The organism is Streptomyces sp. NPDC093984 (assembly GCF_044764595.1).
Taxonomy (GTDB): Bacteria; Actinomycetota; Actinomycetes; order Streptomycetales; family Streptomycetaceae; genus Streptomyces; species Streptomyces cynarae.
In genome coordinates this window covers 352,740-375,120 of record NZ_JBIWIM010000004.1, presented here as the reverse complement: position 1 = coordinate 375,120, position 22,381 = coordinate 352,740, and the positions used below count along the sequence as shown (strand labels likewise).

Genomic DNA, 22,381 nt, shown 5'->3' with positions numbered 1-22,381 from the left:
GGTCGTGGGGCAGTCGTGGGGTAGGACCCCGGGCCGTCGGCGTACGTTCCGAAGGCCCGGGATCCGTACCGGCGGATCCGGGCCGGCGGCATACCGGCGGATCAAGGGGTGGCGGTATGCCGGCCGGCTCAGGGGGTGGCGGTGGTCAGCGCGGCGAAGACGATCACGTTGTCGAGGTATCCGTCGCCGGTGCGGGGGCCCCCGCAGGTGATCAGCCGCAGCTCCGGGCGGTTCACGTTCCCGTAGACCTCCTTGGTCGGGAAGTCCGCCTTGGCGACCGTCCGTACGGCGCTGACCGTGAACACGGCCGCCGTTCCGTTCTCCAGGCGCGCCACGATCCGGTCGCCCCGGTGCAGGTCCGCGAGGTGACGGAAGACCCCGTCCCCGTAGCTGCCGACCGTCACATGGCCGAGGATGACCGACGGCCCGACCTGGCCCGGTGTCGGCGAGTGCCAGTACCAGCCCGCCCGGTCGTGTGCGGCGACCGGCGGCACCTGCACACTGCCGTCCTGCGCCAGTCCCAGCCGCATGACCGGGGTGTCCACCCCGATGGCCGGGATCTGCAGCCTGACGGGGGCCGAATGCTCCAGCGCCGGTGCCACCTTGGCGGAGGTCGAGGCGGGCGGTGGCGTACTGCCGGGACTGACGGTTCCGGCCCGGCCGGCCTCGGGGCCGCCGCAGCCGGCGAGCAGCGCGGCCATCGCCGCGGTGGCGAAGGCGCGCCTGGAGAGCCGGGTCATGCCCCGGTCGCCCGCCTGCGGCGTACGACGTAGACGGCAGCGCCGCCTCCGACCAGCACCAGGCCGGCGCTCCCGCCGATCAGCCCGGGAGACACGGACCGGGAGGTCCCCGCCGTCACACCGGTGTCGGGCGCGCCGCTGGGGACGACCGAGACCTGGCCGCGCGCCCTCGTCGGCGCGGCACTCGGAACCGCGCTCGCGGCGGTCGGCGCCGCGGTCCGTTCCGGGGCGGTGGACGGGGAGGCAGTGGCCGCCGGAGCGGTCGGGGAGGGGGACGCCCCCTGGGCGAACGCGGGCACGGTGCCCGCCAGCACGGCGGTGCACGCAAGTGCCATGGCGCTCAGGACGGTTCGGCGCATCGAATCGCTCTCTTTCGTCGGTCCGCCCGGTACTGCGGCGGGCTGAATCACGGATCGAGCGGAGAGACGAGGCGGCGCGGGGGCAGGTTGTAAAGAGATGGCAAAGTCGTCGGAGGGTGGCCCGGCACACGCACACAGGGACGTGAGCAGACGACTCCTGCCGAGTCGCGGTGCGGTGGCGCACCGGATGGCGACGAGGGCGGCGCCGGCCGACGTGCCGACTCCCCCGATTGCCGACGAGCCGGCCGGCCGCCAACCAGACGATCGCAGCAGGGGCGTTGGCCGATCAAGGTCGAAGTACTGCACAATCCATGAGCCGGGCTCATCGATGGGGGAGCACTGGAGTGGACCTCACGGAGATCGAGACGTTTCTGGCGCTGTCGGAGGAACTGCACTTCGGACGCACCGCGGAGCGCATGAGACTGTCCCAGTCACGTGTCAGTCAGCTGATCCGGGCGCTGGAACGACGCATCGGCGCACCGCTGTTCGTCCGAACCAGCCGCCGCGTCGCGCTGACCCCGCTGGGCGAGCACACCCGACGCACTCTGGGCGCCGCCTACGAAAGCCTCAGAAAGGGCTACGACGAGGCCTGCGCCATCGCGCAGGGCATGGTCGGCACCCTGCGTGTGGGCTTCCTCGGCTGTCTCAACGGCCCGCCGCTGACCGACACGGTCGTCGCGTTCGGCCGCCGGCACCCGGCCTGCGAGACCACGGTGACCGAGGTGCCCTGGCGCGACCCCTACGGGCCGCTGCGCAACGGCGAGGTCGACGTGCTGCTCACGCTGCTGCCCGTCGACGAACCGGATCTGAAGGTGGGGACCGTCCTGGTGTCGCACCGCCGGGTGCTGGCCGCCGGTGCCGGCCATCCGCTGGCGGAGCGCGCGTCGGTCGACATCGAGGACCTGGCGGACTGGGTTCTGCTCGACGGCCCCGCCGAACTGCCGGAGGCCCTTCGGCACGGCTTCTGTCCGCCGTTCACACCGCTCGGCAGGCCCCTGCGCCGCGGGAAGGGCGGACGGACCTACCAGGAGGCGCTGCACAAGGTCGCCACCGGCGAGACGGTGTGGACGACCCATCAAGGGCTGTTCCACGCCTACCGGCACCCCGGCGTCGTACACCGGCCGCTCAGCGGACTGCCCCCGGCCAACGGCGCCCTCGTCTGGCGCGCGGACACCGAGAACGCCAAGGTCCGCGCGTTCACCGCACTGGCCGCACAGATGGCCTCCGGCCGGGCGTCCGCGCAGGGTGGTGCGGGTGGGCGGGAGCTCTGACGCTCCGACACGACCCACCAGGCGTCGTCACCGTGGTCGACTCGCGGAACCCGCACCCGACGTGTCGGCCGAATCTGCTGGACGCCGTCGTCGTGGACGACGGCGGCGACGGCGACGCCCACGACCGCGCGGGCCGGGGTGACGCCAGGCTGACCTGCGCCGGGAGCCGAACCGGCAGGCGGTCCACCACCGTTCAGGGGTGTGCCGCCAGCGGCACACCCCTGTCGCGTCGCGTCGCGCCGTGCCCGAGGGCCTGGCGCCTTGTGGGGTCAACCCCGGATCGCGCGGCTATCGCCGCCGCACGGGTTCCTCGCCAGGCTCCGCGGCGCCGGGCTCCTGGGCGTCCTCGGCGGCGATGCGGTCCAGCCACTCGCCGAGCAGGGTGCGCTCCCCCGGGGTCAGGGACCGTACCCCGTCGCGCATCAAGGACTTCAGGGCGACGGCGTGCACGGCGGCGTGGTGGGCGCCGGCGCTCGACCGGGCAGCGGCGGCGTCGTCGGCCGGGGCGAGCACGGAGTCCAGCACGGCTTCCCGGACGTTCTCGGACAGACCTTCGTAGTCCGAGAGCCTGCCGTCGGCCTGCGCGGCGATCAGCGTGAGCGTCACCCCCATGCCCGAGGAGTGGATCATCGTCGCGGCGGCCTCGACGCCCGTCCGCAGCCGGCCGGCCTTGGCCACCCGTTCGACGATGCGCAGCAGCACCTGGTGGGCGTCACCGGTGACCGCGAACTGCTGGCCGGGCCGCGGTTCGGTGTACAGCAGCCGGTAGAGCGCGGGATTGGCCAGTCCGAAGGTCACGTGCATGTCCCAGCCGCTCCGCAATTGCGCCACGGGGTCGCCGTCCGCGTCCTGGGCCTGCTTGGCGGCCAGATAGGACGCGTATCCGCGCCGCGCCACCTCGTCGAGCAGCCCCTGCATGTCACCGAAGTGCCGGTAGATCGTCTGCGCCTGCACGCCGGCGGCCGCGCTGACCGCACGGGTGGACACGGCCTCCCGTCCGCCTTCGGCGAGCAGGGCTGTCGCGGCCTGCAGGATCCGCTCGCGGGGCTGCGCTGTCGTCGTCTCGACCGTTGCCATGACATCGACGATAACACTTGCGGTGCATCGATGATGTGTTAGCGTTGATGTGTCAGACCGGTTATCGGCGATATGACGATCGGGTGATCCGCTGCCCGCCGCCTTCTTCGCTCCGGAACCGACCCTCCCGAAGCCCCACGCCGGCGAACCGGGGTGTTCGCCCCGAGACCAAGGAGAACCGCCATGACCATCGCGACCCGCAAGCTCGGTGCGAACGGGCCCGAGGTGTCCGCCATCGGCCTGGGCGCCATGGGGATGTCCGACCTGTACGGGGCCGCCGACGACGCCGAGAGCGTCGCCACCCTGCACGCCGCGATCGACGCGGGCCTGAACCTCGTCGACACCGCGGACTTCTACGGGTCGGGCGCCAACGAGATGCTCATCGGCCGGGTTCTGAAGGAGCGCAGGCGTGACGAGGTCGTGCTGAGCGTCAAGTTCGGCTCCCGCCGCACCCCCGACGGCGGCTTCCAGCCCGTGCCGTACGACGTCTCCCCGGCCGCGGTGAAGGACCGCCTCGCCTACTCCCTGCGGCGGTTGAACACCGACTACATCGACATCTACCGTCCCGCCCGCCTCAACCCGGACATCCCTGTGGAGGAGACCGTCGGCGCGCTCGCGGAGATGCGGCAGGCCGGCTTCATCCGGCACATCGGTCTGTCGGAGGTCGGTGCGGAGAACATCCGCCGCGCCGCGGCCGTCGCACCCATCAGCGACGTACAGATCGAGTACTCGCTGCTCTCCCGCGGCCCGGAAGCGTCCGTCATACCGGCGCTGCGGGAGCTCGGCATCGGTCTGACCGCCTACGGCGTGCTCTCCCGAGGCCTGCTCAGTGGCCACTGGAGCGCCGCGCGGAACCTGGGCGCCGAGGACTTCCGCGCCCACAGCCCACGCTTCCAGGGCGAGAACCTCAAGGCCAACCTCCGCCTGGTCGAGGCACTGGGACGCGTGGCCGAGCGCCTGGGCGCCACCACCGGCCAGGTCGCCATCGCCTGGGTGGCCGCCCAGGGCCAGGACATCGTCCCCCTGGTCGGTGCCCGCCGAAGGGAGCGTCTGGCCGAATCCCTCGGCGCCGTCGGCCTCGACCTGGACGCCGAAGCCCTCGCCGAGATCGAGGCGGCGGTCCCCGCCGGATCCGCCGCCGGGGAGCGCTACGCGGCCCCTCTCATGGCCACGCTCGACAGCGAACGCTGACCTACCCACCCGTAACCCGCACCCACGAAGGACGGAACACCATGACCGACAACACCACCACCACGCCCCGCGTCGCCCTGGTCACGGGCGGGTCCGGCGGCATCGGGCGCGCCGTCGTCGAGCGCCTCGCCAAGGACGGCATCGCCGTCGGCGTGTACTACGCCGGCAACAAGGCCCGCGCCGACGACACGGTCGCCGCGGTCACCGCGGCGGGCGGCCGGGCGTTCGCGGTCGGCGGCGACATCGCCGACGAGCACGCCATGGCGGAGGCGTTCGACGCCGTGGAGCGGGAGTTCGGCGGCATCGACGTCGTCGTCAACACGGCGGGCATCATGTTGCTGTCGCCGATCGCCACGCTCGACCTGGACGACCTGGACCGGATGCACCGCACCAACATCCGCGGCACCTTCGTGGTCTCCCAGCAGGCGGCCCGGCGGGTGCGCGCCGGTGGCGCGATCATCAACTTCTCGACCTCGGTCACCCGCCTGCAGTTCCCGAACTACGGCGCCTACGCGGCGAGCAAGGGCGCGGTCGAGGCCATGACCCTGGTCCTGGCCCGCGAACTGCGCGGCAAGGACATCACCGTCAACGCCGTGGCCCCCGGCCCCACCGCCACGCCCCTGTTCCTGGAGGGCAAGGACCAGGCCGCGATCGACAACCTGTCCAAGGCGGCCCCGCTGGAGCGCCTGGGCACGCCGGAGGACATCGCCGAGGCGGTCGCGTTCCTCGCCGGCCCGGCGCGCTGGATCAACGGCCAGGTCCTGTACGCCAACGGCGGCGTGGCCTGACCCGGCCACCTCCCTCCCTGACGCCCTTCGCGTCCTGACGCCCTTCCTTCCCTGACGCCCTTCCCTCCCGCCCGCCACACCCGGCCGCGACCCCTCCTCGAGGAGAGAACTCCCATGAAGAACATCGTCGTGATCACCGGTGCCTCCAGCGGCTTCGGCGCCCTGACCGCCCGCGCCCTCGCCGACTCCGGCGACACCGTCTACGCCGGCATGCGCCAGACCGGCACCCGCAACGCGCCGCAGGTCCGAGCCGCCGCCGACTACAGCGCCCGGCACGGCGTCGACCTGCGCGCCATCGAACTCGACGTCAACTCCCAGGCGTCCGTGGACGCCGCCATCGACCAGGTCGTCACCGAGCACGGCCGCATCGACGTCCTGATCCACAACGCCGGGCACATGGTCACCGGACCGGCCGAGGCGTTCACCCCCGAGCAGCTCGCCGAGCTGTACGACGTGAACGTCCTCTCCACCCAGCGCGTCAACCGGGCGGTCCTGCCCCACCTGCGCAAGGCGGGCCGGGGCCTGGTGATCTGGGTGTCCAGTTCGAGCGTCAAGGGCGGCACCCCGCCCTACCTCGCCCCGTACTTCGCCGCCAAGGCCGCCATGGACTCCCTGGCCGTGAGCTACGCCGCCGAGCTCGCGCGCTGGGGGGTGGAGACCTCCATCGTGGTGCCCGGCTCGTTCACCAGCGGCACCAACCACTTCGCCCACTCCGGCCACCCCGCCGACAGCGCCACCGAGACGGAGTACGAGACGAAGTACCCGGGCCTCATGGACCAGGTCGCCCGGAAGCTGGCCGCGCTGGCCCCCGAGGACGCGGACGCCTCGATGGTCTCCGACGAGATCGCCCGCATCGTCGCGCTCCCCGCCGGGCAGCGGCCGTACCGGGTCCACATCGACCCCGCCGACGACGGCTCGGAAGAGGTATCCGACGTCGCCGACCGCGTCCGCCGCGAGTTCCTCACCCGCGTCGACCTCGCCGACCTGCTCGCCGCGCACCCGGCGCACGCGCCCGAGGCACCCGGCGCGGTCGTGGCGTAGACCCCGGCTCGCACGGGACGACGAACCCCAGGCCCTCGCCTGGGGTTCGTCAGACGTTGTCGGGGAGGGCGAGCCACTCCTTCCAGGTGAGGTCGCGGCCTATGTGGCGCGGCTCGCGGAAGGGCCAGGCATCGGCGATCCACTGCGGGACGAACGCGTCCAGGGTGCGTTCGAGGTCGGTGCCGGCCTTGTCGTCCACCACCCACCAGGAGATCTCGGCGTCGGCGCCGGTCTTCTCCGGCGGGTCGATGTACACGCAGCCCAACAGGGCGGTGCCGGTCTCGTCGAAGAGCGCGTAGTTGAAGGACTTGTGCTCGGCGATCTCCCGCTCGTGGTACAGCAGGTCCTCGCGGTCCTGGTCGTACGTCATGGTGGCGGGGGGCCAGCCCCATGCCTCGCCGTAGATGGACCACAGCCGTTCCCGCGATCCCATGACCGCCGGGTAGTCGAGGTCCGTGTCGGCGGCCGTGATCGGGCGGAGGTGGTGGCCACCGGGGAGCGGCACGCGGACGGGGTGGACGAAGTCGTCGGGAAGCCAGTTCATGGACCGGGAGGCTAACTGCCGCTCCGTCACGGCGCACCTTCGTCGCCGTGACGGTGGCGCGGCCGCAGCTCGACGCCGGCTTCGCCCACCCGGTGCCAGTCCGTGTCGCGCAGCATCTCGCGCAGACGGGCGGCGTGGGCCCGGGGGGTGGCTCGTGTTGCCGTTGTGACCGCCGGGCAGTTGGAGCAGCTCGGTGGATCGGCCGGGCAGCGCGGGGGCCGCCCCCCACAATGCGGAGGTCGTCGCGCATCGCGGCGGCTAGGATCCGGGCCATGGCCCTGACCATGAGCGACGTGGACCGGTTCGAGGCCTCCAGGTCCCGACTGGAGGCCATCGCCTACCGCCTTCTCGGCTCCGCGAGCGAGGCCGAGGACGCCGTGCAGGAGACGTTCCTGCGCTGGCAGGCCGCCGACGTCGACCGCATCGAGGTCCCCGAGGCCTGGCTGACGAAGGTTCTCACCAACCTGTGCCTCAACCAGCTCACCTCGGCCCGCGCACGGCGCGAGACCTATGTGGGCCAGTGGCTGCCCGAGCCGCTGCTCGCCGGGGACCCGATGCTCGGCCCGGCCGACACGGCCGAACAGCGCGAATCGGTCTCGTACGCGGTCCTCGCCCTGCTGGAGCGCCTCTCCCCGAACGAGCGGGCGGTGTACGTGCTGCGGGAGGCGTTCGACTACCCGCACCGGGAGATCGCCGAGATCCTCGACATCACCGAGGCCGCCAGCCAGCAGGTCTTCCACCGCGCCAAGAAGCACGTCGCGGACGGCAGATCCCGCAGCGAGATCGACGAGGCCGCCGCCCGGCGGATCGTCCAGGAGTTCCTCGCGGCCGCCACCAGCGGCCGGACCGAGCCGCTCGTGCGGCTGCTCACCCAGGACGCCGTCTCGATCGGTGACGGCGGCGGGAAGGTCCCGGCCCGCGCCAAGGCGTTCGAAGGCGCCCTCGCGGTCGCGAAGTTCATGCGGGGCCTGTTCAAGCCGAGCAAGGCCAAGCAGGCCCTGGTCGGTGGCTCACCCGAGGTGTACGCCACGACCGCCAACGGCGACCCCGCCCTCGTGGCGGTCGTCGACGGCCGGGTCGTCGGCGTCATGTGCCTGGAGATCACCGCCGAAGGCATCGCCGCCTTCCGCAACCAGGTCAACCCCGACAAGCTCGAACGCGCGACCCGGCGATGGGCGGCGGCCGACCACGGCGAACCCCTGCTCAGCGCCTTCTGACGCTTCCGACCCCGATGTGAGGTGCTTCACATCGCGTTCCTGTCAGGAAACGGCGGGCCGCCCGGTTCAAGGGTCGAACCCGCCCACGACAGCAGCGCTCGAGACAGGAGCAAGGAGATGCAGCACCGCATCGTCGTCCTCGGAGCCGGATACGCCGGAGCCATCGCCGCCGGGCGCCTCGCCAGGCGGCTGCGCCGCGAAGACGTCGCCATCACCCTCGTCAACGCCGAACCCGACTTCGTCGAGCGCGTCCGGCTGCACCAGCTCGCGGTCGGCCAGGACCTCGAACCCCGGCCGTTCCGCGAGATCTTCGCGGGCACCGGCGTCGAACTGAAGCTCGCGAAGGTCACCGGCGTGGACGTCGACCGCAGGACCGTGACCGTCGTCGACGCTGACGGCACCGAGGGGCGGATGGAGGAGCTGTCGTACGACACCCTCGTGTACGCCCTCGGCAGCGGCTGGAACGACCAGGGCGTCCCCGGCACCGCCGAGCACGCCCACGAGATCGCCAGTCGCCCCGGAGCGCTCCGGCTGCGCGAGCGCCTGGCCCGCCTGGACGCCGGACAGCCCGTGGTCGTGGTCGGCGGCGGACTCACCGGCCTGGAGGCGGCGGCCGAGATCGCCGAGGCCCGCCCGGACCTCGATGTCGCCCTCGTCGCCCGCGGCGGCCTCGGCGACTGGCTCTCGCCCAAGGGCCGCCGGCACCTGCGCAAGGTCTTCGGCAAGCTCGGCGTCACCGTGCACGAACACGCCGACGTCACCGCCGTCGAGGCCGACCGCGTCACCACCGCCGACGGCATGGCCGTCCCCGCCGCGGTCACCGTGTGGACCACCGGCTTCGCCGTCCACCCGATCGCGAAGGCCACCACCCTGGAGGTCACCGACACGGGCCGGATCGTGGTCGACGCAACCATGCGCTCGGTCTCGCACCCCGACGTGTACGCCATCGGCGACGCGGCCATGGCAATGGGCCCCGGCGACAAGCCGCTGCGGATGTCGTGCGCCTCGGGCACGCCCATGGCGTGGCAGGCCGCCGACGCCATCGCGGCGCGCCTGACCGGCGGGAAGCTCCCGAACGCACCGCTGCGCTACTTCAACCAGTGCATCTCGCTGGGCCGCAGGGAAGGCCTGATCCAGTACGTCACCGCCGACGACCGCGCCGTCCGCGCGGCGCTGACAGGACGGTTCGCCGCCGTCTACAAGGAGCTGGTCTGCAAGGGCGCGGCCTGGAGCATCGCCAACCCGACGCTCGGGATGCCGACCCGGACCCGCCGCGTCGTGCGGGAGCCGGCCCAGGCGGGCCCGGCGGTCAGGACGCCGGCCTGACGCGCCCGGCGGAGCGGGCGTCCTCGAGGCGAGGGCGCCCGCTCCGCCGTCGGTCCGTGCGGCTCATCCGGTACGTCCACTCTCCTTCTAGCTCAGCTCGAGCAGCCCGAGCGAGCCTGCTGGAACCTTCGGCGCGGTACCGCCGGAGAGCGCGAGCCCCGACACGCGAAAGGAACGAACTGCGATGTTCTGCATGGAGGGAAGCCGGGGTTGGCTGCGGCACCGGTCCACGGGGCACCGCCCCGGCTCCACTGCCGTCCGGAGCGCCCGATGACCAGGCGTGTAGCGATCACCGGCATCGGTGTCCGCGCCCCGGGCGGCTCCGGAACGAAGGAGTTCTGGGATCTGCTGTCCTCAGGGCGCACCGCGACGCGTGCGATCTCGGCCTTCGACGCCGGCGCCTTCCGTTCCCGCATCGCGGGCGAGGTGGACTTCGACGCGGCCGCCGAAGGGCTGAGCCCCCGGGAGATCCGCCGGATGGACCGCGCCAGCCAATTCGCCGTCGTCTGCACGCGTGACGCCGTGGCCGACAGCGGGCTGGACTTCGACGTCGTCGACCCGGCCCGGATCGGCGTCAGCCTCGGCAGCGCCGTCGCCTCCGCCACCAGCCTGGAGAACGAGTACCTGGTCATGTCGGACGCGGGCCGCAAGTGGCTGGTCGACCAGGACTACATGTCCCCGCACATGTTCGACTATCTCAGCCCGGGCGTGATGCCCGCCGAGGTCGCCTGGGCGGTGGGCGCCGAGGGCCCGACGACCATGGTGTCGGACGGCTGCACCTCCGGACTCGACGCGGTCGGCTACGGCGTACAGCTCATCCGGGAGAACTCCGCCGACATCGTTCTGGCCGGTGCCGCCGACACGCCGATCTCGCCCATCGTCGTCGCCTGCTTCGACGCGATCAAGGCGACGACTCCGCGCAACGACGATCCGGCCCGGGCCTCCAGGCCCTTCGACGGCTCCCGCAACGGCTTCGTCCTGGCCGAGGGCGCCGCGATGTTCGTGCTCGAGGAGTACGAGCGGGCGTTGCGCCGTGGTGCCCACATCTACGCGGAGATCGGCGGCTACGCGACCCGCTGCAACGCGTACCACATGACGGGCCTGAAGACGGACGGCCGTGAGATGGCCGAGGCGATCCGGGTCGCGCTCGAGGTGTCCCGGACCGACCCCACCGGCATCGACTACGTCAACGCCCACGGATCGGGGACCAAGCAGAACGACCGGCACGAAACCGCCGCGTTCAAGCGCAGCCTCGGCCCGCACGCGTACGACGTGCCGGTGAGCTCCATCAAGTCGATGGTCGGGCACTCGCTCGGCGCCATCGGCTCGATCGAGATCGCCGCGTGCGCACTGGCCATCGAGCACAACGTGGTGCCCCCGACGGCCAACCTGCACACCCCCGATCCCGAGTGCGACCTGGACTACGTGCCGCTGACCGCGCGCGAACAGAGGGTGGACACCGTCCTGACCGTCGGCAGTGGGTTCGGCGGCTTCCAGAGCGCCATGGTCCTCCACCGTCCCAAGGGAGCAACGGCATGAGCGCAACGGTGATCACCGGAACGGCGGTCGTCGCTCCGACCGGACTCGGCAGCGACCAGCATTGGAAGGCCGTACTGGCCGGCGAGAGCGGGATCGGCGAGATCACCCGCTTCGACCCGTCGGGCTACACCTCCCGGCTGGCCGGCCAGATCACGGACTTCGACGCCAAGGAGCACCTGCCGAGCCGGCTGCTGCCGCAGACCGACGTGTCCACCCGGTACGCGCTCGCCGCCGCCGACTGGGCGCTGGCCGACGCCGCCGTGGGGCCGGACACGCTCGCCGACTACAGCATGGGCGTGGTGACGTCGAACGCCCAGGGCGGTTTCGACTTCACCCACCGCGAGTTCCGCAAACTGTGGAGCAAGGGACCGGAGTTCGTCAGCGTCTACGAGTCCTTCGCCTGGTTCTACGCGGTCAACACCGGCCAGATCTCCATCCGCAACGGCATGCGCGGACCGAGCGCCGCCCTCGTCGGCGAGCAGGCCGGCGGGCTCGACGCGCTCGGGCACGCCCGCCGGACGGTGCGCGGCGGCACCGACCTGGTGCTCGCCGGCGGGGTCGACTCCGCTCTGGACCCGTGGGGCTGGGCCGCGCAGCTGGCCGGCGGCCGGGTCAGCACCGTGGACGACGCCGCGGCGGCGTACCTGCCGTTCGACCGCAGGGCGAGCGGGTACGTGCCCGGCGAGGGCGGCGGGATCCTCATCGTCGAGGACGCCGACGCTGCGGCCCGGCGCGGTGCCCCGCAGATCTACGGCGAGATCGCCGGCTACGCGTCCACGTTCGACCCGCGGCCGGGCTCGGGCCGGCCCCCGGCGCTGCGCCGGGCCGCCGAACTCGCCCTCGCCGACGCCGGACTGCGGCCAGCCGACATCGACGTGGTGTTCGCCGACGCGGGCGGGCTGCCGGAGGCGGACCGCGCCGAGGCGCAGGCCATCACCGAGATCTTCGGACCGAAGGGGGTCCCGGTGACCGCGCCGAAGGCCCTGACCGGCCGGATGTACGCGGGAGGCGGCCCGGTCGACGTCATCACCGCGCTGCTGAGCATCCGGGACCAGGTCGTACCGATGACCGCGCACACCACCGACGTACCCGAGGAGTACGGGCTCGACGTGGTCCGCGACGAGGCGCGCGGCATGCCCGTCAAGGCGGCCCTGATCCTCGCCCGCGGCCGCTGGGGGTTCAACTCGGCCCTCGTCGTGACCGCTCCGACCCGCTGAACAGGCGACAACGCAGGAGGAATCCCTACCCATGGCAACGATGGACATCGAAGACCTGCGCCGCATCCTCGTGGCGTGCGCGGGCGAGGACGACGCGGCCGACCTCGACGGCGACATCCTCGACGTGACGTTCCAGGACCTCGGTTACGACTCGCTGGCGATGATGGAGACAGCGGCCCGAATCACCCAGGAGTACGGAGTGGACCTCTCGGACGACCAGATCACCGAGGTCGCCACCCCGCGTGCCCTGCTCGATCTGGTCAACCGGTCCGTCGCCGCGACCGCCTGATCCCCTTCCCAACCCCACCGACGGTGCCCGTACCCGCAGGCCGCGGGGCGGGCACCGTCGTTCTTCCGCGACCGCCCGGCAGACCGAAGGAGCTCCTCGCGCATGACGAACCGGCACCGCACCGAACACACCCTGACCGTGTCCGCGCCTCCCCGCACGCTCTACGACCTGGTGGCGGACGTGACCCTGTGGCCCGCGGCGTTCGGGCCGACCGTGTACGTACGGCACTTCGAACACACCCCGCGGCAGGAGCGGTTCCAGCTGTGGGCCGTGGTCAACGGCCAGGTCACCAGCTGGGTCTCCCGGCGCACCCTGCACCCGGAGGAGCTGCGGATCACCTTCCACCAGGAGCACAGCCGGCCGCCGTTCGACTCCATGAGCGGCGAGTGGATCTTCCGCGAGCTGCCCGGCGGGCGCTGCGAAGTGGTCCTGGTACACGACTTCGTGCCGGTGGACGACAGCCCGCGGACCCTGGCCTCGATCATGGCGGCGCTGGACCGCAACAGCCCCGAGGAACTGGCCGCGCTCGCCCGGTTGTCGGGCCTCGGCCATCCGCTGCCGGAGGTGATCTTCTCCTTCACCGACGTCCTGCCCCTGCGCGCGGGCGTGGCCGATGCCTACGCCTTCGTCCACCGCGCCGACCTGTGGGCGAAGCGGCTGCCGCACGTCGCCGGCGTGCGGCTCGCGGAGCCGTCCCCGGGCGTGCAGGAGCTGGAGATGGAGACGGTGACGGCGGACGGCTCCTCGCACACGACCCGCTCGTTCCGGGTGTGCCAGGAGGGGGAGTGGATCGCCTACAAGCAGCTGAAGACGCCGAAGCTGCTCCTCGGCCACAGCGGCCTGTGGACCTTCTCCGACGGCGACGAGGGACCGGTGGCGACCGCCCGGCACACGGTGGCCCTCGACCCGGCCGCGGTCACGGAGGTGCTCGGCGCGGGCAGCACTCTCGCCGACGCCCGCGCCTACGTCCGCGAGGCGCTCGGCAACAACAGCAGGACGACCCTGTCCTACGCCGCCGCGGCTGTGGAGGGCAGTCGCTGACCTCGGCAGCGCGGAAGGGGCGGCCCGCCACGGCGGGCCGCCCCTTCGTGTGCCGGTGGCCGGATCAGCGCTCGCCGCCTGCTGCGGGCGCCGGGACGCTGGAGACCACGTACCGGCTCATGTCCAGTCCGGCGCCCTGGCCGAACAGCCGGTTCCCGGGCGCGCTGGCGTTGTCGTAGAAGGTCTGCGGGACCGGAGCGCCGACCCGTGGGCGGTAGTAGTGGTCCGGGGCGGTGGTCAGCCGGATCAGGGCCGAGTCGTCGGTGGTCCCGGGCCGACCGCCGTCCATGATGGTGAACAGGCCCATGCCGCAGCTGAGCTGGCGCGGCGCGGCCGCCATGTCCGTGCCGCCGTTGTCGAGCATCATGTACTTCCGCGACGGCAGGCGGTGTCCGATGCGGTCCACGGTGTAGACCACGCGTCCGTCGAGTACCCAGCGCACCGCACCCGCGGACCGGTCGTAAGAGATCTTGAAGTGGTGCTGCCGGCCGGGCGCGGTGGACGCCACGGGGATCGCGTAGGTGAAGGCGGCGTAGTCACCCAGCTTCGCGCGGTTGTCGGGAACCCGTTCGTAGAAGGCGTAGACGCGCTTGTTCGTCACGAAGAAGTCGAAGATCATCGATGTCTCCGGGTCGAGGACCGGCATGCCCACCGAGGCCAGCCGCAGGTCGTCGTCCGGATCGGCCACCCGGCTCCCGAACGGATGCGCCCCGGTGCCGTAGGTCCTGCCCGACATCCACGTCTCGCAGGAGAGCACCCGGCCGGGCACCGCGTCGAAGCCCTGGTAGCCCGCCGACGAGGTGTGGTTGGCGAACGCCAGCCACTTGACGTGGTCCAGATTGCCCGGCAGGCCCGAGCCGTCGCTGTTCTCCTGGCCCACGGTGTGGGTGAAGGCGGGCTGGCCCGTGGCCGGGTTGACGCCGCCGGAGACGAGGTGGAGGCCGTTGCGGGAGGTCGACGTCTTCCCGTCGTCGGTCACGAAGGAGCCGATCGTGGGGAAGGCCCAGCGGGCATCGGGCCCGGCGGAGGAGAAGCCGTTGCTGAAGTCGTCCCACACGATGCGGTACGAGGTCGGGTCCGAGCCCGTACCCGTCGCGGCCGAGGCCGCGGGAGCGGTACCGGTCAAAGCCGCGCAGCACAGCGCCGCGGCTGCCAGCAGCCGTCCCGGACTCCTCTTGCGTGCCATGGAATGAGCTCACCTTCTGTTGCGGGGACGAACCCCGGCAGTGGTCGTGTCGGAACGGGCCGGCGGCGGCCCGTCAGGCGCGCAGGCCCCGGCGCAGGGCATGCACCTGGTCGGCGATCATCCGGCGGGAGATCTCCGCGTCGATCGCCACGGAACCGTGGAAGGTTCCCGGGTAGTGGCTCAGCTCGGTGCGCACCCCGGCCTGGATCAGCCGGTGGGCGTACACGATCCCCTCGTCCCGCAGCGGGTCGAACTCGCACACCATGACGAAGGCCGGGGGAAGGCCGCGCAGATCGTCGGCGCGGGCCGGGGCGGCCAGCGCCGGCACCGCGCCGCTGCCCGGTTCCGCGGTTCCCGTCAGGTAGTACTGCCAGCTCGACCGGGCTCCGGCGCGGTTCCACTTGGGGGTGTCCGTGAAAGAGCGGGCCGAGAGGGTGTCGAGACGGTCGTCGAGCTCCGGCTGGAAGAGGCACTGGAAGATCGTTCGCGGCCCGCCGCGGTCACGGGCCAGCAGGGTCAGCGCCGCCGCGAGACCGCCGCCGGCACTCTCGCCGCCCACCCCGATGCGGTCGGGGTCGACGCCGAGTTCCCCGGCGTTGCGCGCGGTCCACTCGAGCGCGGCGTAACAGTCGAACAGGGCGGCCGGATAAGGGTCTTCGGGGGCGTTGCGGTAGCCGACCGACACCACGACGGCGCCGACCCGGTCGGCGAGCCGCAGTGCCGTGGAGTGGATGGAGTCCAGGTCCCCGAAGACGAAGCCGCCCCAGCGCAGATAGAGCAGCGCGGGCAGCAACCCCGCCCGCCCGGCGGGCCGGTAGACGCGCACCGCGACCCCGGGGGCGCCGGGCGGCCCGGGGACGGTCCGATCGGTCACCTCGACCGGGTGCTCGGGTTCGTAGGCGGGGGCGTTGGCCGTCGCCGAGCGCAGCAGCGTGCGCGCCGCGGCGAGATCGCGGTAGTCGACGGCCGGGAACTTGGCCGCCCAGGGGGCCAGCTCCGGGTCGTAGTCGTATTCCACGGCAGACCTTCCAGGGGAGGGCGGACCGAGTGCCGGCCGCCGCCGCGGCCGGGCACCGTCCTTCAAGGGAACGCCGCAGGGCGCGGGCGCCGGCCCGGTCGCCGGTTGCGGCGTCAGACGGTGACGACGACCTTGCCGACGGGGTGCTTGCCCGCGGCGAAGTCGCCGTAGGCCTGCGCGGCGTCCGCGAGCGGGTACGTGGCACTGACATGGACGGCCAGTTCGCCCGCCGCGACCTTGGCGACCAGTTCCTCGAGCCGGCCGATGCCGTTCTCCACCCCCACGTGCACGGGTGTCACATCACGCTCGAGGGAGTCGGGAACGCCGATCGAGGAGACCAGCCGGCCGCCCGGACGGACCGCGGCGGCCGTCTTCTCCACCGCGGGGCCGCCGTTGACGAGGTCGATGACCACGTCGACGCCGCCCGGGTACAGGCGCAGGGCCTCGGCGACGGGGTCGACGGAGGTGTAGTCGACGGCGTGCGCGGCACCGAGCCCGCGCACGTGGTCCAGGGCGGACGGCTGCGCGGTGGCGATCACCTCGGCGCCGGCGCCTGCGGCCAGCTGCACCAGGTAGGAGCCGATACCGCCGGTGGCGCCGACGATCAGCACGCTCTGGCCGGCCGCGAGACCGGACGCCTCCAGCAGGGCGGCCGCGGTCATCCCGGACACCGGCAGCGCCGCGGCGCTGACCGCGTCCACGGTGTCGGGCCGGTGCACGAGCCCCGGGCCGTCGGCGACGACGGTCAGTTCGGCCAGGGTTCCCGTCGTGTCGTGGGTGAACGCCACGACCTTGTCACCGGGGGCGAAACGCGTCACACCCTCACCGACGGCCTCCACGACACCGGCCGCGTCCATGCCCGGCGTGAAGGGGTGCTCCACGGGCATGACCTGGCGGAGCCGGCCGGTGATCAGAATGACGTCGATCGGGTTGAGCCCCGCCGCCTCCACCCGCACCAGCACCTGGCCGGGCCCGGGCTCGGGGGGTGCCGTGTCGGTGACCACGAGCTGGTCGACGGAGGCGTACGACTGGGCGATGACTGCCTTCAAGGACTGTTCTCCTTATGAGCGAGGTTGTGCGGAGGACCTGCCTGCCGGATGCTGTGCGGACGCGGGGGCGGGCACGCGCTGCCAGGTCAGCCTGCGGCGCTGCGGGCGTCCGTCGATCGTCGCGACGCCGTGCAACACCAGTCGGTCGCCGTCGAGTTCGGCCTCCCGGGTCAGCTCCGTACCGACCTGGAAGGGGTGGGCGCTCACGCTGACGTCGTGCTTGACGACACCGTCGGCCAGCCGCCACGTGCCGGCATAGCCCATGAAGACCGTGGCCGATTCCGGTGCGGTCGCATGGTCGCCCCGCATCATCGACACCGACATGTGCCCGTGGTCGCCGTAGATCAGCAGTCCCCGGGGGTCGGGGCCCAGCGGGCCCTCACGGCTTCCCCCCGCCTCGTCGAGGTCCACGTAGGCGAGCAGACGCCACACGCCGATCAGGTCCTCCACAGCCCACCGCACCCTGTCCCCCTGCGTCCGGCTACTCCGGTTGTCCGCGCCCGAGCGCGGCCACCGCACCGACAACGGTATGTACGCAACACGTCCCAGGTGTAGGGAAATTCGGTCGAGTATGACTCGAGCGAGGCTCGCGCGACCGGCGGGCCGGGACGGGTTCCAGTGGCGTTCAAGCCACCTTCCACCGCCGCTCGCCAGGGTCGGCGCCACCAGCACCCGGGCCGCACCCGCTCCCTCGGGCCGGGACGGCCCGGCCGCGGGTGCCCTGCGAGACCAAGGAGTGTGCAGGGATGCTTGAGCGAACCCTTCCGAACACCGGTCTGCTGTCCGCCGCGAAGGACGTCGCGACGGCGGCGGAACGGAGCGCGGCCGCCGCGGAGGCCGACCGCCGGCTCGACACCGAGGTGGTCAAGGAGGTGGTCGCGGCCGGTTTCGCCCGGCACTTCGTCCCGCGCGACGCGGGAGGGAACGCGGGCACCTTCACGGAGCTGAGCGAGGCCGTCGTCACCGTCGGCGCCTCCTGCCCCGCCACCGCCTGGTGCGCCTCCCTCTTCGCCAACCTGGCCCGCATGGCCGCCTTCCTGCCCGCGGAGGGCTACCGGGAGATCTGGGCCGAGGGCCCCGACGCGGTGGTGGTCGGCTCGCTCACCCCGGCCGGGAAGGCGACCGAGGTGCCCGGCGGCTGGCGGCTGTCCGGCGCGTGGTCCTACATCAGCGCGGTCGACTTCTCCGACTGGGCGCTGGTCGCCGGGATGGTCGTGACCGAGGCCGAGCCGCAGGCGCTGATGTTCGCCGTCCCGCGCTCCGCGTACTCCGTCGTGGACTCGTGGTCCAGCGTCGGTATGCGGGCGACGGGCAGCAACACCCTGGTGCTGGACGACGTGTTCGTGCCCGCGCCGCGGGCCTTCCGCCGTGAGGACCTCTTCGCGGGACGGGCCGTGGACTCCACCGCCGCCTGCCACAGTGTGCCGTTGCAGGCGGCCAACGGCCTGTCGTTCGCCACGCCGACGCTCGGCGCCGCCCAGGGCGCGCTGCGCACGTGGTCGCAGTACATCGGCGAGAAGTTGCGCACGGCCTCGGTGCCGGGCCGGCCGCCGGTCAACCGTGCGGCGCACGAGCGGACGCTGAGCCGGTCGTCCGGCGAGATCGACGCCGCCCGGCTGCTGCTGGAGCGGGCGTCCGCCGTGGCCGATCTGGGCTCGGCCGTCAGCCCGCTGCAGACGGCCCGCAACCTGCGGGACTGCTCGCTGGCGGTGGAGCAACTGGTGACCGCCGTGGACCGGCTCTTCCGCGCCGGCGGCACCAGCGGGCAGTCCGAGCACAGTCCGATGCAGCGCTTCTGGCGCGACGTCAACGCGGCGTCCACACATGTGGCGTTGCAGTTCGACGCCGCCGCCGGTGTGTACGGGGGAGAGGTGTTCCCTTCCTGAAAACCCATCCAGGGGTGGCCGGTTCCGCTGCCGCGGGCCGGCTGTCGGGGGTCCCCCAGGGGAGCACGGAGCACGAAGAGAGACGCACCATGAACAGCAGACGAGAGATGCTCAAGTTGATGGCGGCGACGGGGGGCGCCCTGGCGGTGACCGGCGGCCTGGCCATGCGGAGCATGCGCCCGGACGTCCAGCCGGCCGCCAGGGCCACGGCCGCCCTGGCCGGTCCGATCACGCCTTTCCAGGTGGCCATGCCGGTGCCGAAGGTGCTGCAGCCCACCAGCCGTTCCAGCACCACCGACTACTACACGCTGGATGTGCAGCAGGCGGTCACCGAGATCATGCCCGGCAAGAACACGACGGTCCTCACCTACGGCGGCTCGCTTCCCGGCCCCACCATCCGGGCCAAGTCCGGCCGCACCGTGGTGGTCCGGCAGACCAACCGGATCGGCGCCGGTACCTCGATGCATCTGCACGGTGCCGTGGTCGACCCGGAGAACGACGGCGGTCCCATGGACCTGATCGCGCCCGGCGCCACCCGGACCTACACCTACCCGAACAAGCAGGTCGCGACGACCCTCTGGTACCACGACCACGCGCACATGACGGACGCCGAGCACGTCTACCGCGGCATGTCCGGCTTCTACGTCCTCAGTGACGCCTCCGAACAGGCGCTGGGCCTGCCGAGCGGCAACTACGACGTGCCCGTCATGATCCGCGACGTCGGCCTCAACGACGACGGCTCGCTCTACTTCGACCACTTGTTCACCTCGCGCCCGCAGATCCTGGTGAACGGCAAGCCGCAGCCGTACTTCCGGGTCCGGGCCCGCAAGTACCGGTTGCGCCTGTGCAACGGCTCCAACCTGCGCCCGTTCGAGTTCAGGCTCGACAACGGCGACGCGTTCCAGCAGATCGGCACCGACCGCGGGCTGCTGCCGGCGCCCGTCACGACGACCAGCCTTCCGCTGTCACCGGGCGAACGGGCCGACATCGTCGTGGACTTCTCCCGGTACGCGGCGGGCACCCGGATCGTGCTGCAGAACACGCTGTTCCCCACGGACACCACCGACCGGATCATGCGGTTCGACGTCGGTGACACCGCCTCGGACACCAGCCGGGTCCCCGGCAACCTGGCCACGCTCCCCGGGCTCGGCACGCCCACCGTCACCCGCACCTTCTCGCTCACCCTCGACCCGACGACCGGCGCGGGCCTCATCAACGGGCGCGAGTTCGACATGAACCGGGTGGACTTCACCGTCAAACAGGGCGCCACCGAGATATGGGAGATCAGCAACGTCGACCAGATCCCCCACAACTTCCACATCCACCTGGTCGACTTCCGCGTCCTCGACATCAACGGCACGCCGCCCGCGCCGGGCGAGGCGGGGCTCAAGGACATCGTGAGCGTCATGCCGGGCCAGAAGGCCCGCATCCAGGTGTCGTTCGCCTACCCCTACCTGGGCCGCTACTACTACCACTGCCATCTCATCGACCACGGAGCCATGGGCATGATGGGCCAGTTCGACATCGTCCGCTCCTGACGAGGCCCCCACACACCAGTCGACGGCACGTACGGCGCGCCCCCGACGGGGCGCGCCCCTGACTTGGAAAGGAGCGGCCATGGCCGCCAACTCCGAGGTCCGGCCGATCACCGCCGCGGACGACGTCATCCGGGCCCACCTCGAAAGCGCGGAGATACCCGCGCTGTTGATGGCGGTGGCCCATTTGACCGGGGACGTGTCCTTCCTCGCGGACTACGCCGGCCCCAGCGGATGGCTCACCCTCCCGCAGGGCGGTCTCACCCCCGAACAGCTCGCCTCGGCCCGGGAACTGGCGCTGCGCGCTCTGGTCCGCCACCGGGACGGTGGGAGTGTCGCGCCGCCCCCGCCCGGGCCGGAGCTGCTGCACGCCATCACCTCCTGGGCGATGGGCGAGGACACCGAGGAGCTCCTGCCGCTGATCGCCGAGGAGGTGACGGCGCCGGGCACCGACCCCAAGGCACCCCGCTGGCACCTGCGGGAGCCGGCACCGGGCAGCGGTGTCCGGGTGGGCATCATCGGCGCCGGCATGAGCGGTCTGCTGGCCGCCCACCGGCTCGCCCAGGCCGGGGTGCCGTTCGAGATCTACGAGAAGAACGGCGACGTCGGCGGAACCTGGTTCGACAACCGGTATCCCGGGTGCCGGGTCGACGTGCCCAGCCACCTCTACAGTTACTCGTTCGCCACCAGGACCGACTGGCCGGAGTACTTCTGCACCCAGGACGTCCTGCTGGACTACTTCCGCGACGTGGCCAAGCGTTTCGGCCTGTACGACCACATCCGCTTCGGGACCGAGGTGCGCGAGGCGGCCTGGGACGAGGAGCGCGGCCAGTGGTCGCTGCTGCTGGACACCCCGGGCGGACCGGAGCGGGCCGAGTGCACCGTGCTGGTGAGCGCCGTCGGGCAGCTGTCCCGGCCGAGCCTGCCGGACATCCCCGGGCGGGACACCTTCCGCGGCCCCGCCTTCCACTCCGCCCGCTGGAACCACTCGGTGGAGCTGGCGGGGCGGCGGGTGGGCGTGATCGGCACCGGCGCCAGTGCCTTCCAGTTCATCCCGGAGATCGCCGAACAGACCGCCGAGCTGCGGGTGTTCCAGCGCACGCCACCCTGGCTGCGGCCCACCCCGCACTACCACGACCAGGTGCCGCAGGGCGCCCGGTGGCTGCTCGAGCACGTCCCGTACTACGCGGACTGGTACCGCTTCTGGCTCTTCGCGCCGGGGCTGCGCGGAGTGCTGGAGGCGTGGATCGTGGACCGCTCGTACCCGCCGACGGAACGCGCCGTGTCCGCTCTGAACGAGAAGCTGCGCGTGGCCCTCACCCGGGCCCTGGAGAGCCAGCTCACCGACGCGCCCGAGCTGCTGCCCCGGGTACTGCCCCGCTACCCGGTCGGGGCCAAGCGGGTGCTGCGGGACAACGGGAGCTGGATCCGTACCCTCAAGCGCGACGACGTCACGCTGGTCACCGACGCCATCGAGGAGATCACACCGGCCGGGGTGCGGACGGCGGACGGGCTCCACCACGAGCTGGACGTCCTGGTGTACGGCACCGGCTTCGAGGCCTCGCGCTTCCTGGTGCCGATGAAGGTGACCGGCCGGGGCGGGGTGGACCTGCACGAGATGTGGGGCGGCAGCGCCCGCGCGTATCTCGGCCTGACCGTGCCCGGATTCCCCAACTTCTTCTGCCTGTACGGACCGAACACGAATCTCTCGGGCCAGGGCGGCAGCATCTTCTACTTCTCCGAGTGCGGGGTCACCTATCTGCTGGACGCCCTGCGGCTGCTGCTGGACGGCGGGCACCGCTCCCTGGAGGTGCGCCAGGACGTCTACGAGGAGTACAACGCCAGGGTCGACGAGGCCAACGCGGAGCGCGCCTGGGGGTTCTCCTCGGTGAGCAACTGGACCGTCGACCGCGTGGCCGGCCGTTCGGCGCAGAACTGGCCGTTCACCGCCCAGGAGTACTGGAGCCGCACCCACCGGGTCCGGCCGCAGGAGTACCACCTGCGGTGAGCCGGGCGGTCACACGTCAGGGGCCTGCCACCGGTAAGCCGGTGGCAGGCCCCTGACGT

21 protein-coding genes are annotated in these 22,381 nt (G+C 72.1%); 13 read left to right on the top strand and 8 right to left on the bottom strand.

Features of this window, described 5'->3' with window-relative positions; translation table 11 throughout:
* Positions 1–128: 128 nt before the first annotated feature.
* Both ACIRC0_RS17715 and ACIRC0_RS17710 read right to left on the bottom strand, forming a co-directional pair.
* The gene (locus ACIRC0_RS17715; protein ID WP_403617068.1) at positions 129–740 is read right to left on the bottom strand and encodes a class F sortase; all 612 of its coding nucleotides are present in this window, start codon (positions 738–740) and stop codon (positions 129–131) included.
* Entirely contained in the window at positions 737–1,099 is a 363-nt protein-coding gene (locus ACIRC0_RS17710) for a sortase-dependent protein (protein ID WP_403617067.1), read from the bottom strand. Before ACIRC0_RS17710 ends, ACIRC0_RS17715 begins: the two co-directional genes overlap by 4 nt.
* 344 nt (positions 1,100–1,443) lie before the next feature.
* Here ACIRC0_RS17710 and ACIRC0_RS17705 point away from each other — a divergent pair, with 344 nt between their 5' ends.
* Positions 1,444–2,370, top strand: a complete 927-nt coding sequence (locus ACIRC0_RS17705; RefSeq protein ID WP_403617066.1) for a LysR family transcriptional regulator — start codon at positions 1,444–1,446, stop codon at positions 2,368–2,370.
* 288 nt (positions 2,371–2,658) lie between these two features.
* Here the strand turns inward: ACIRC0_RS17705 and ACIRC0_RS17700 are convergent, their stop codons facing one another.
* On the bottom strand, positions 2,659–3,447 hold the full coding sequence (locus tag ACIRC0_RS17700; RefSeq protein ID WP_403617065.1) for a TetR/AcrR family transcriptional regulator: 789 nt from the start codon (positions 3,445–3,447) through the stop codon (positions 2,659–2,661).
* A 183-nt stretch (positions 3,448–3,630) separates the two neighbouring features.
* Between ACIRC0_RS17700 and ACIRC0_RS17695 the strand changes: the two genes are divergently transcribed.
* From ACIRC0_RS17695 to ACIRC0_RS17685, 3 genes are all read left to right on the top strand, one after another.
* A complete protein-coding gene (locus tag ACIRC0_RS17695; RefSeq protein WP_403617064.1) occupies positions 3,631–4,638 on the top strand; it encodes an aldo/keto reductase in 1,008 nt (335 codons plus the stop codon).
* 41 nt (positions 4,639–4,679) lie between these two features.
* Positions 4,680–5,426 (top strand): SDR family oxidoreductase, encoded by a 747-nt coding sequence (locus ACIRC0_RS17690; RefSeq protein WP_403617063.1) that lies wholly within the window; start codon positions 4,680–4,682, stop codon positions 5,424–5,426.
* A gap of 114 nt (positions 5,427–5,540) precedes the next feature.
* On the top strand, positions 5,541–6,467 hold the full coding sequence (locus ACIRC0_RS17685; protein ID WP_403617062.1) for an SDR family oxidoreductase: 927 nt from the start codon (positions 5,541–5,543) through the stop codon (positions 6,465–6,467).
* A gap of 49 nt (positions 6,468–6,516) precedes the next feature.
* Here the strand turns inward: ACIRC0_RS17685 and ACIRC0_RS17680 are convergent, their stop codons facing one another.
* The gene (locus tag ACIRC0_RS17680) at positions 6,517–7,011 is read right to left on the bottom strand and encodes an N-acetyltransferase (protein ID WP_403617061.1); all 495 of its coding nucleotides are present in this window, start codon (positions 7,009–7,011) and stop codon (positions 6,517–6,519) included.
* A gap of 272 nt (positions 7,012–7,283) precedes the next feature.
* On the opposite strand from ACIRC0_RS17680, the gene ACIRC0_RS17675 reads away from it, so the two are divergent.
* The 6 genes from ACIRC0_RS17675 to ACIRC0_RS17650 all read left to right on the top strand — a co-directional run bounded on the left by ACIRC0_RS17675 (position 7,284) and on the right by ACIRC0_RS17650 (position 13,640).
* Positions 7,284–8,228: an RNA polymerase sigma-70 factor gene (locus tag ACIRC0_RS17675; RefSeq protein ID WP_403617060.1), complete on the top strand. Its 945-nt coding sequence runs from the start codon at positions 7,284–7,286 to the stop codon at positions 8,226–8,228.
* Between the two features lie 117 nt (positions 8,229–8,345).
* Positions 8,346–9,554, top strand: a complete 1,209-nt coding sequence (locus ACIRC0_RS17670; RefSeq protein ID WP_403617059.1) for an NAD(P)/FAD-dependent oxidoreductase — start codon at positions 8,346–8,348, stop codon at positions 9,552–9,554.
* Positions 9,555–9,824: 270 nt separating this feature from the next.
* Positions 9,825–11,093: a beta-ketoacyl-[acyl-carrier-protein] synthase family protein gene (locus tag ACIRC0_RS17665; RefSeq protein ID WP_403617058.1), complete on the top strand. Its 1,269-nt coding sequence runs from the start codon at positions 9,825–9,827 to the stop codon at positions 11,091–11,093.
* A complete protein-coding gene (locus ACIRC0_RS17660; protein ID WP_403617057.1) occupies positions 11,090–12,310 on the top strand; it encodes a ketosynthase chain-length factor in 1,221 nt (406 codons plus the stop codon). Before ACIRC0_RS17665 ends, ACIRC0_RS17660 begins: the two co-directional genes overlap by 4 nt.
* Positions 12,311–12,341: 31 nt before the next feature.
* Positions 12,342–12,599, top strand: a complete 258-nt coding sequence (locus ACIRC0_RS17655) for an acyl carrier protein (RefSeq protein ID WP_403617056.1) — start codon at positions 12,342–12,344, stop codon at positions 12,597–12,599.
* Between the two features lie 102 nt (positions 12,600–12,701).
* A complete protein-coding gene (locus ACIRC0_RS17650) occupies positions 12,702–13,640 on the top strand; it encodes an aromatase/cyclase (RefSeq protein WP_403617055.1) in 939 nt (312 codons plus the stop codon).
* Between the two features lie 64 nt (positions 13,641–13,704).
* Here ACIRC0_RS17650 and ACIRC0_RS17645 read toward each other — a convergent pair whose 3' ends face one another.
* The 4 genes from ACIRC0_RS17645 to ACIRC0_RS17630 form a co-directional block, all read right to left on the bottom strand.
* The gene (locus tag ACIRC0_RS17645; protein WP_403617054.1) at positions 13,705–14,826 is read right to left on the bottom strand and encodes a DUF6081 family protein; all 1,122 of its coding nucleotides are present in this window, start codon (positions 14,824–14,826) and stop codon (positions 13,705–13,707) included.
* Positions 14,827–14,899: 73 nt separating this feature from the next.
* Positions 14,900–15,844, bottom strand: coding sequence for an alpha/beta hydrolase (locus ACIRC0_RS17640; protein WP_403617053.1), 945 nt, complete (start codon positions 15,842–15,844; stop codon positions 14,900–14,902).
* A gap of 113 nt (positions 15,845–15,957) precedes the next feature.
* Entirely contained in the window at positions 15,958–16,893 is a 936-nt protein-coding gene (locus ACIRC0_RS17635; protein ID WP_403617052.1) for an NADP-dependent oxidoreductase, read from the bottom strand.
* A gap of 12 nt (positions 16,894–16,905) precedes the next feature.
* Positions 16,906–17,343: a lipocalin-like domain-containing protein gene (locus tag ACIRC0_RS17630; protein ID WP_403617051.1), complete on the bottom strand. Its 438-nt coding sequence runs from the start codon at positions 17,341–17,343 to the stop codon at positions 16,906–16,908.
* A 296-nt stretch (positions 17,344–17,639) separates the two neighbouring features.
* Between ACIRC0_RS17630 and ACIRC0_RS17625 the strand changes: the two genes are divergently transcribed.
* The 3 genes from ACIRC0_RS17625 to ACIRC0_RS17615 all read left to right on the top strand — a co-directional run bounded on the left by ACIRC0_RS17625 (position 17,640) and on the right by ACIRC0_RS17615 (position 22,322).
* On the top strand, positions 17,640–18,779 hold the full coding sequence (locus ACIRC0_RS17625) for a hydrolase (protein ID WP_403617050.1): 1,140 nt from the start codon (positions 17,640–17,642) through the stop codon (positions 18,777–18,779).
* Positions 18,780–18,868: 89 nt separating this feature from the next.
* Entirely contained in the window at positions 18,869–20,317 is a 1,449-nt protein-coding gene (locus ACIRC0_RS17620) for a multicopper oxidase family protein (protein WP_403617049.1), read from the top strand.
* Between the two features lie 79 nt (positions 20,318–20,396).
* On the top strand, positions 20,397–22,322 hold the full coding sequence (locus ACIRC0_RS17615; RefSeq protein WP_403617048.1) for a flavin-containing monooxygenase: 1,926 nt from the start codon (positions 20,397–20,399) through the stop codon (positions 22,320–22,322).
* The last annotated feature ends 59 nt before the right edge of the window (positions 22,323–22,381 follow it).

Bases quoted from the DNA above. Each gene is read 5' to 3' on its own strand.
- ACIRC0_RS17715 (WP_403617068.1), bottom strand. From the start codon at position 740: ATGACCCGGCTCTCCAGGCGCGCCTTCGCCACCGCGGCGATGGCCGCG.
- ACIRC0_RS17710 (WP_403617067.1), bottom strand. From the start codon at position 1,099: ATGCGCCGAACCGTCCTGAGCGCCATGGCACTTGCGTGCACCGCCGTG.
- ACIRC0_RS17700 (WP_403617065.1), bottom strand. From the start codon at position 3,447: ATGGCAACGGTCGAGACGACGACAGCGCAGCCCCGCGAGCGGATCCTG.
- ACIRC0_RS17695 (WP_403617064.1), top strand. From the start codon at position 3,631: ATGACCATCGCGACCCGCAAGCTCGGTGCGAACGGGCCCGAGGTGTCC.
- ACIRC0_RS17690 (WP_403617063.1), top strand. From the start codon at position 4,680: ATGACCGACAACACCACCACCACGCCCCGCGTCGCCCTGGTCACGGGC.
- ACIRC0_RS17685 (WP_403617062.1), top strand. From the start codon at position 5,541: ATGAAGAACATCGTCGTGATCACCGGTGCCTCCAGCGGCTTCGGCGCC.
- ACIRC0_RS17680 (WP_403617061.1), bottom strand. From the start codon at position 7,011: ATGAACTGGCTTCCCGACGACTTCGTCCACCCCGTCCGCGTGCCGCTC.
- ACIRC0_RS17675 (WP_403617060.1), top strand. From the start codon at position 7,284: ATGGCCCTGACCATGAGCGACGTGGACCGGTTCGAGGCCTCCAGGTCC.
- ACIRC0_RS17670 (WP_403617059.1), top strand. From the start codon at position 8,346: ATGCAGCACCGCATCGTCGTCCTCGGAGCCGGATACGCCGGAGCCATC.
- ACIRC0_RS17665 (WP_403617058.1), top strand. From the start codon at position 9,825: ATGACCAGGCGTGTAGCGATCACCGGCATCGGTGTCCGCGCCCCGGGC.
- ACIRC0_RS17660 (WP_403617057.1), top strand. From the start codon at position 11,090: ATGAGCGCAACGGTGATCACCGGAACGGCGGTCGTCGCTCCGACCGGA.
- ACIRC0_RS17655 (WP_403617056.1), top strand. From the start codon at position 12,342: ATGGCAACGATGGACATCGAAGACCTGCGCCGCATCCTCGTGGCGTGC.
- ACIRC0_RS17650 (WP_403617055.1), top strand. From the start codon at position 12,702: ATGACGAACCGGCACCGCACCGAACACACCCTGACCGTGTCCGCGCCT.
- ACIRC0_RS17645 (WP_403617054.1), bottom strand. From the start codon at position 14,826: ATGGCACGCAAGAGGAGTCCGGGACGGCTGCTGGCAGCCGCGGCGCTG.
- ACIRC0_RS17625 (WP_403617050.1), top strand. From the start codon at position 17,640: ATGCTTGAGCGAACCCTTCCGAACACCGGTCTGCTGTCCGCCGCGAAG.
- ACIRC0_RS17620 (WP_403617049.1), top strand. From the start codon at position 18,869: ATGAACAGCAGACGAGAGATGCTCAAGTTGATGGCGGCGACGGGGGGC.
- ACIRC0_RS17615 (WP_403617048.1), top strand. From the start codon at position 20,397: ATGGCCGCCAACTCCGAGGTCCGGCCGATCACCGCCGCGGACGACGTC.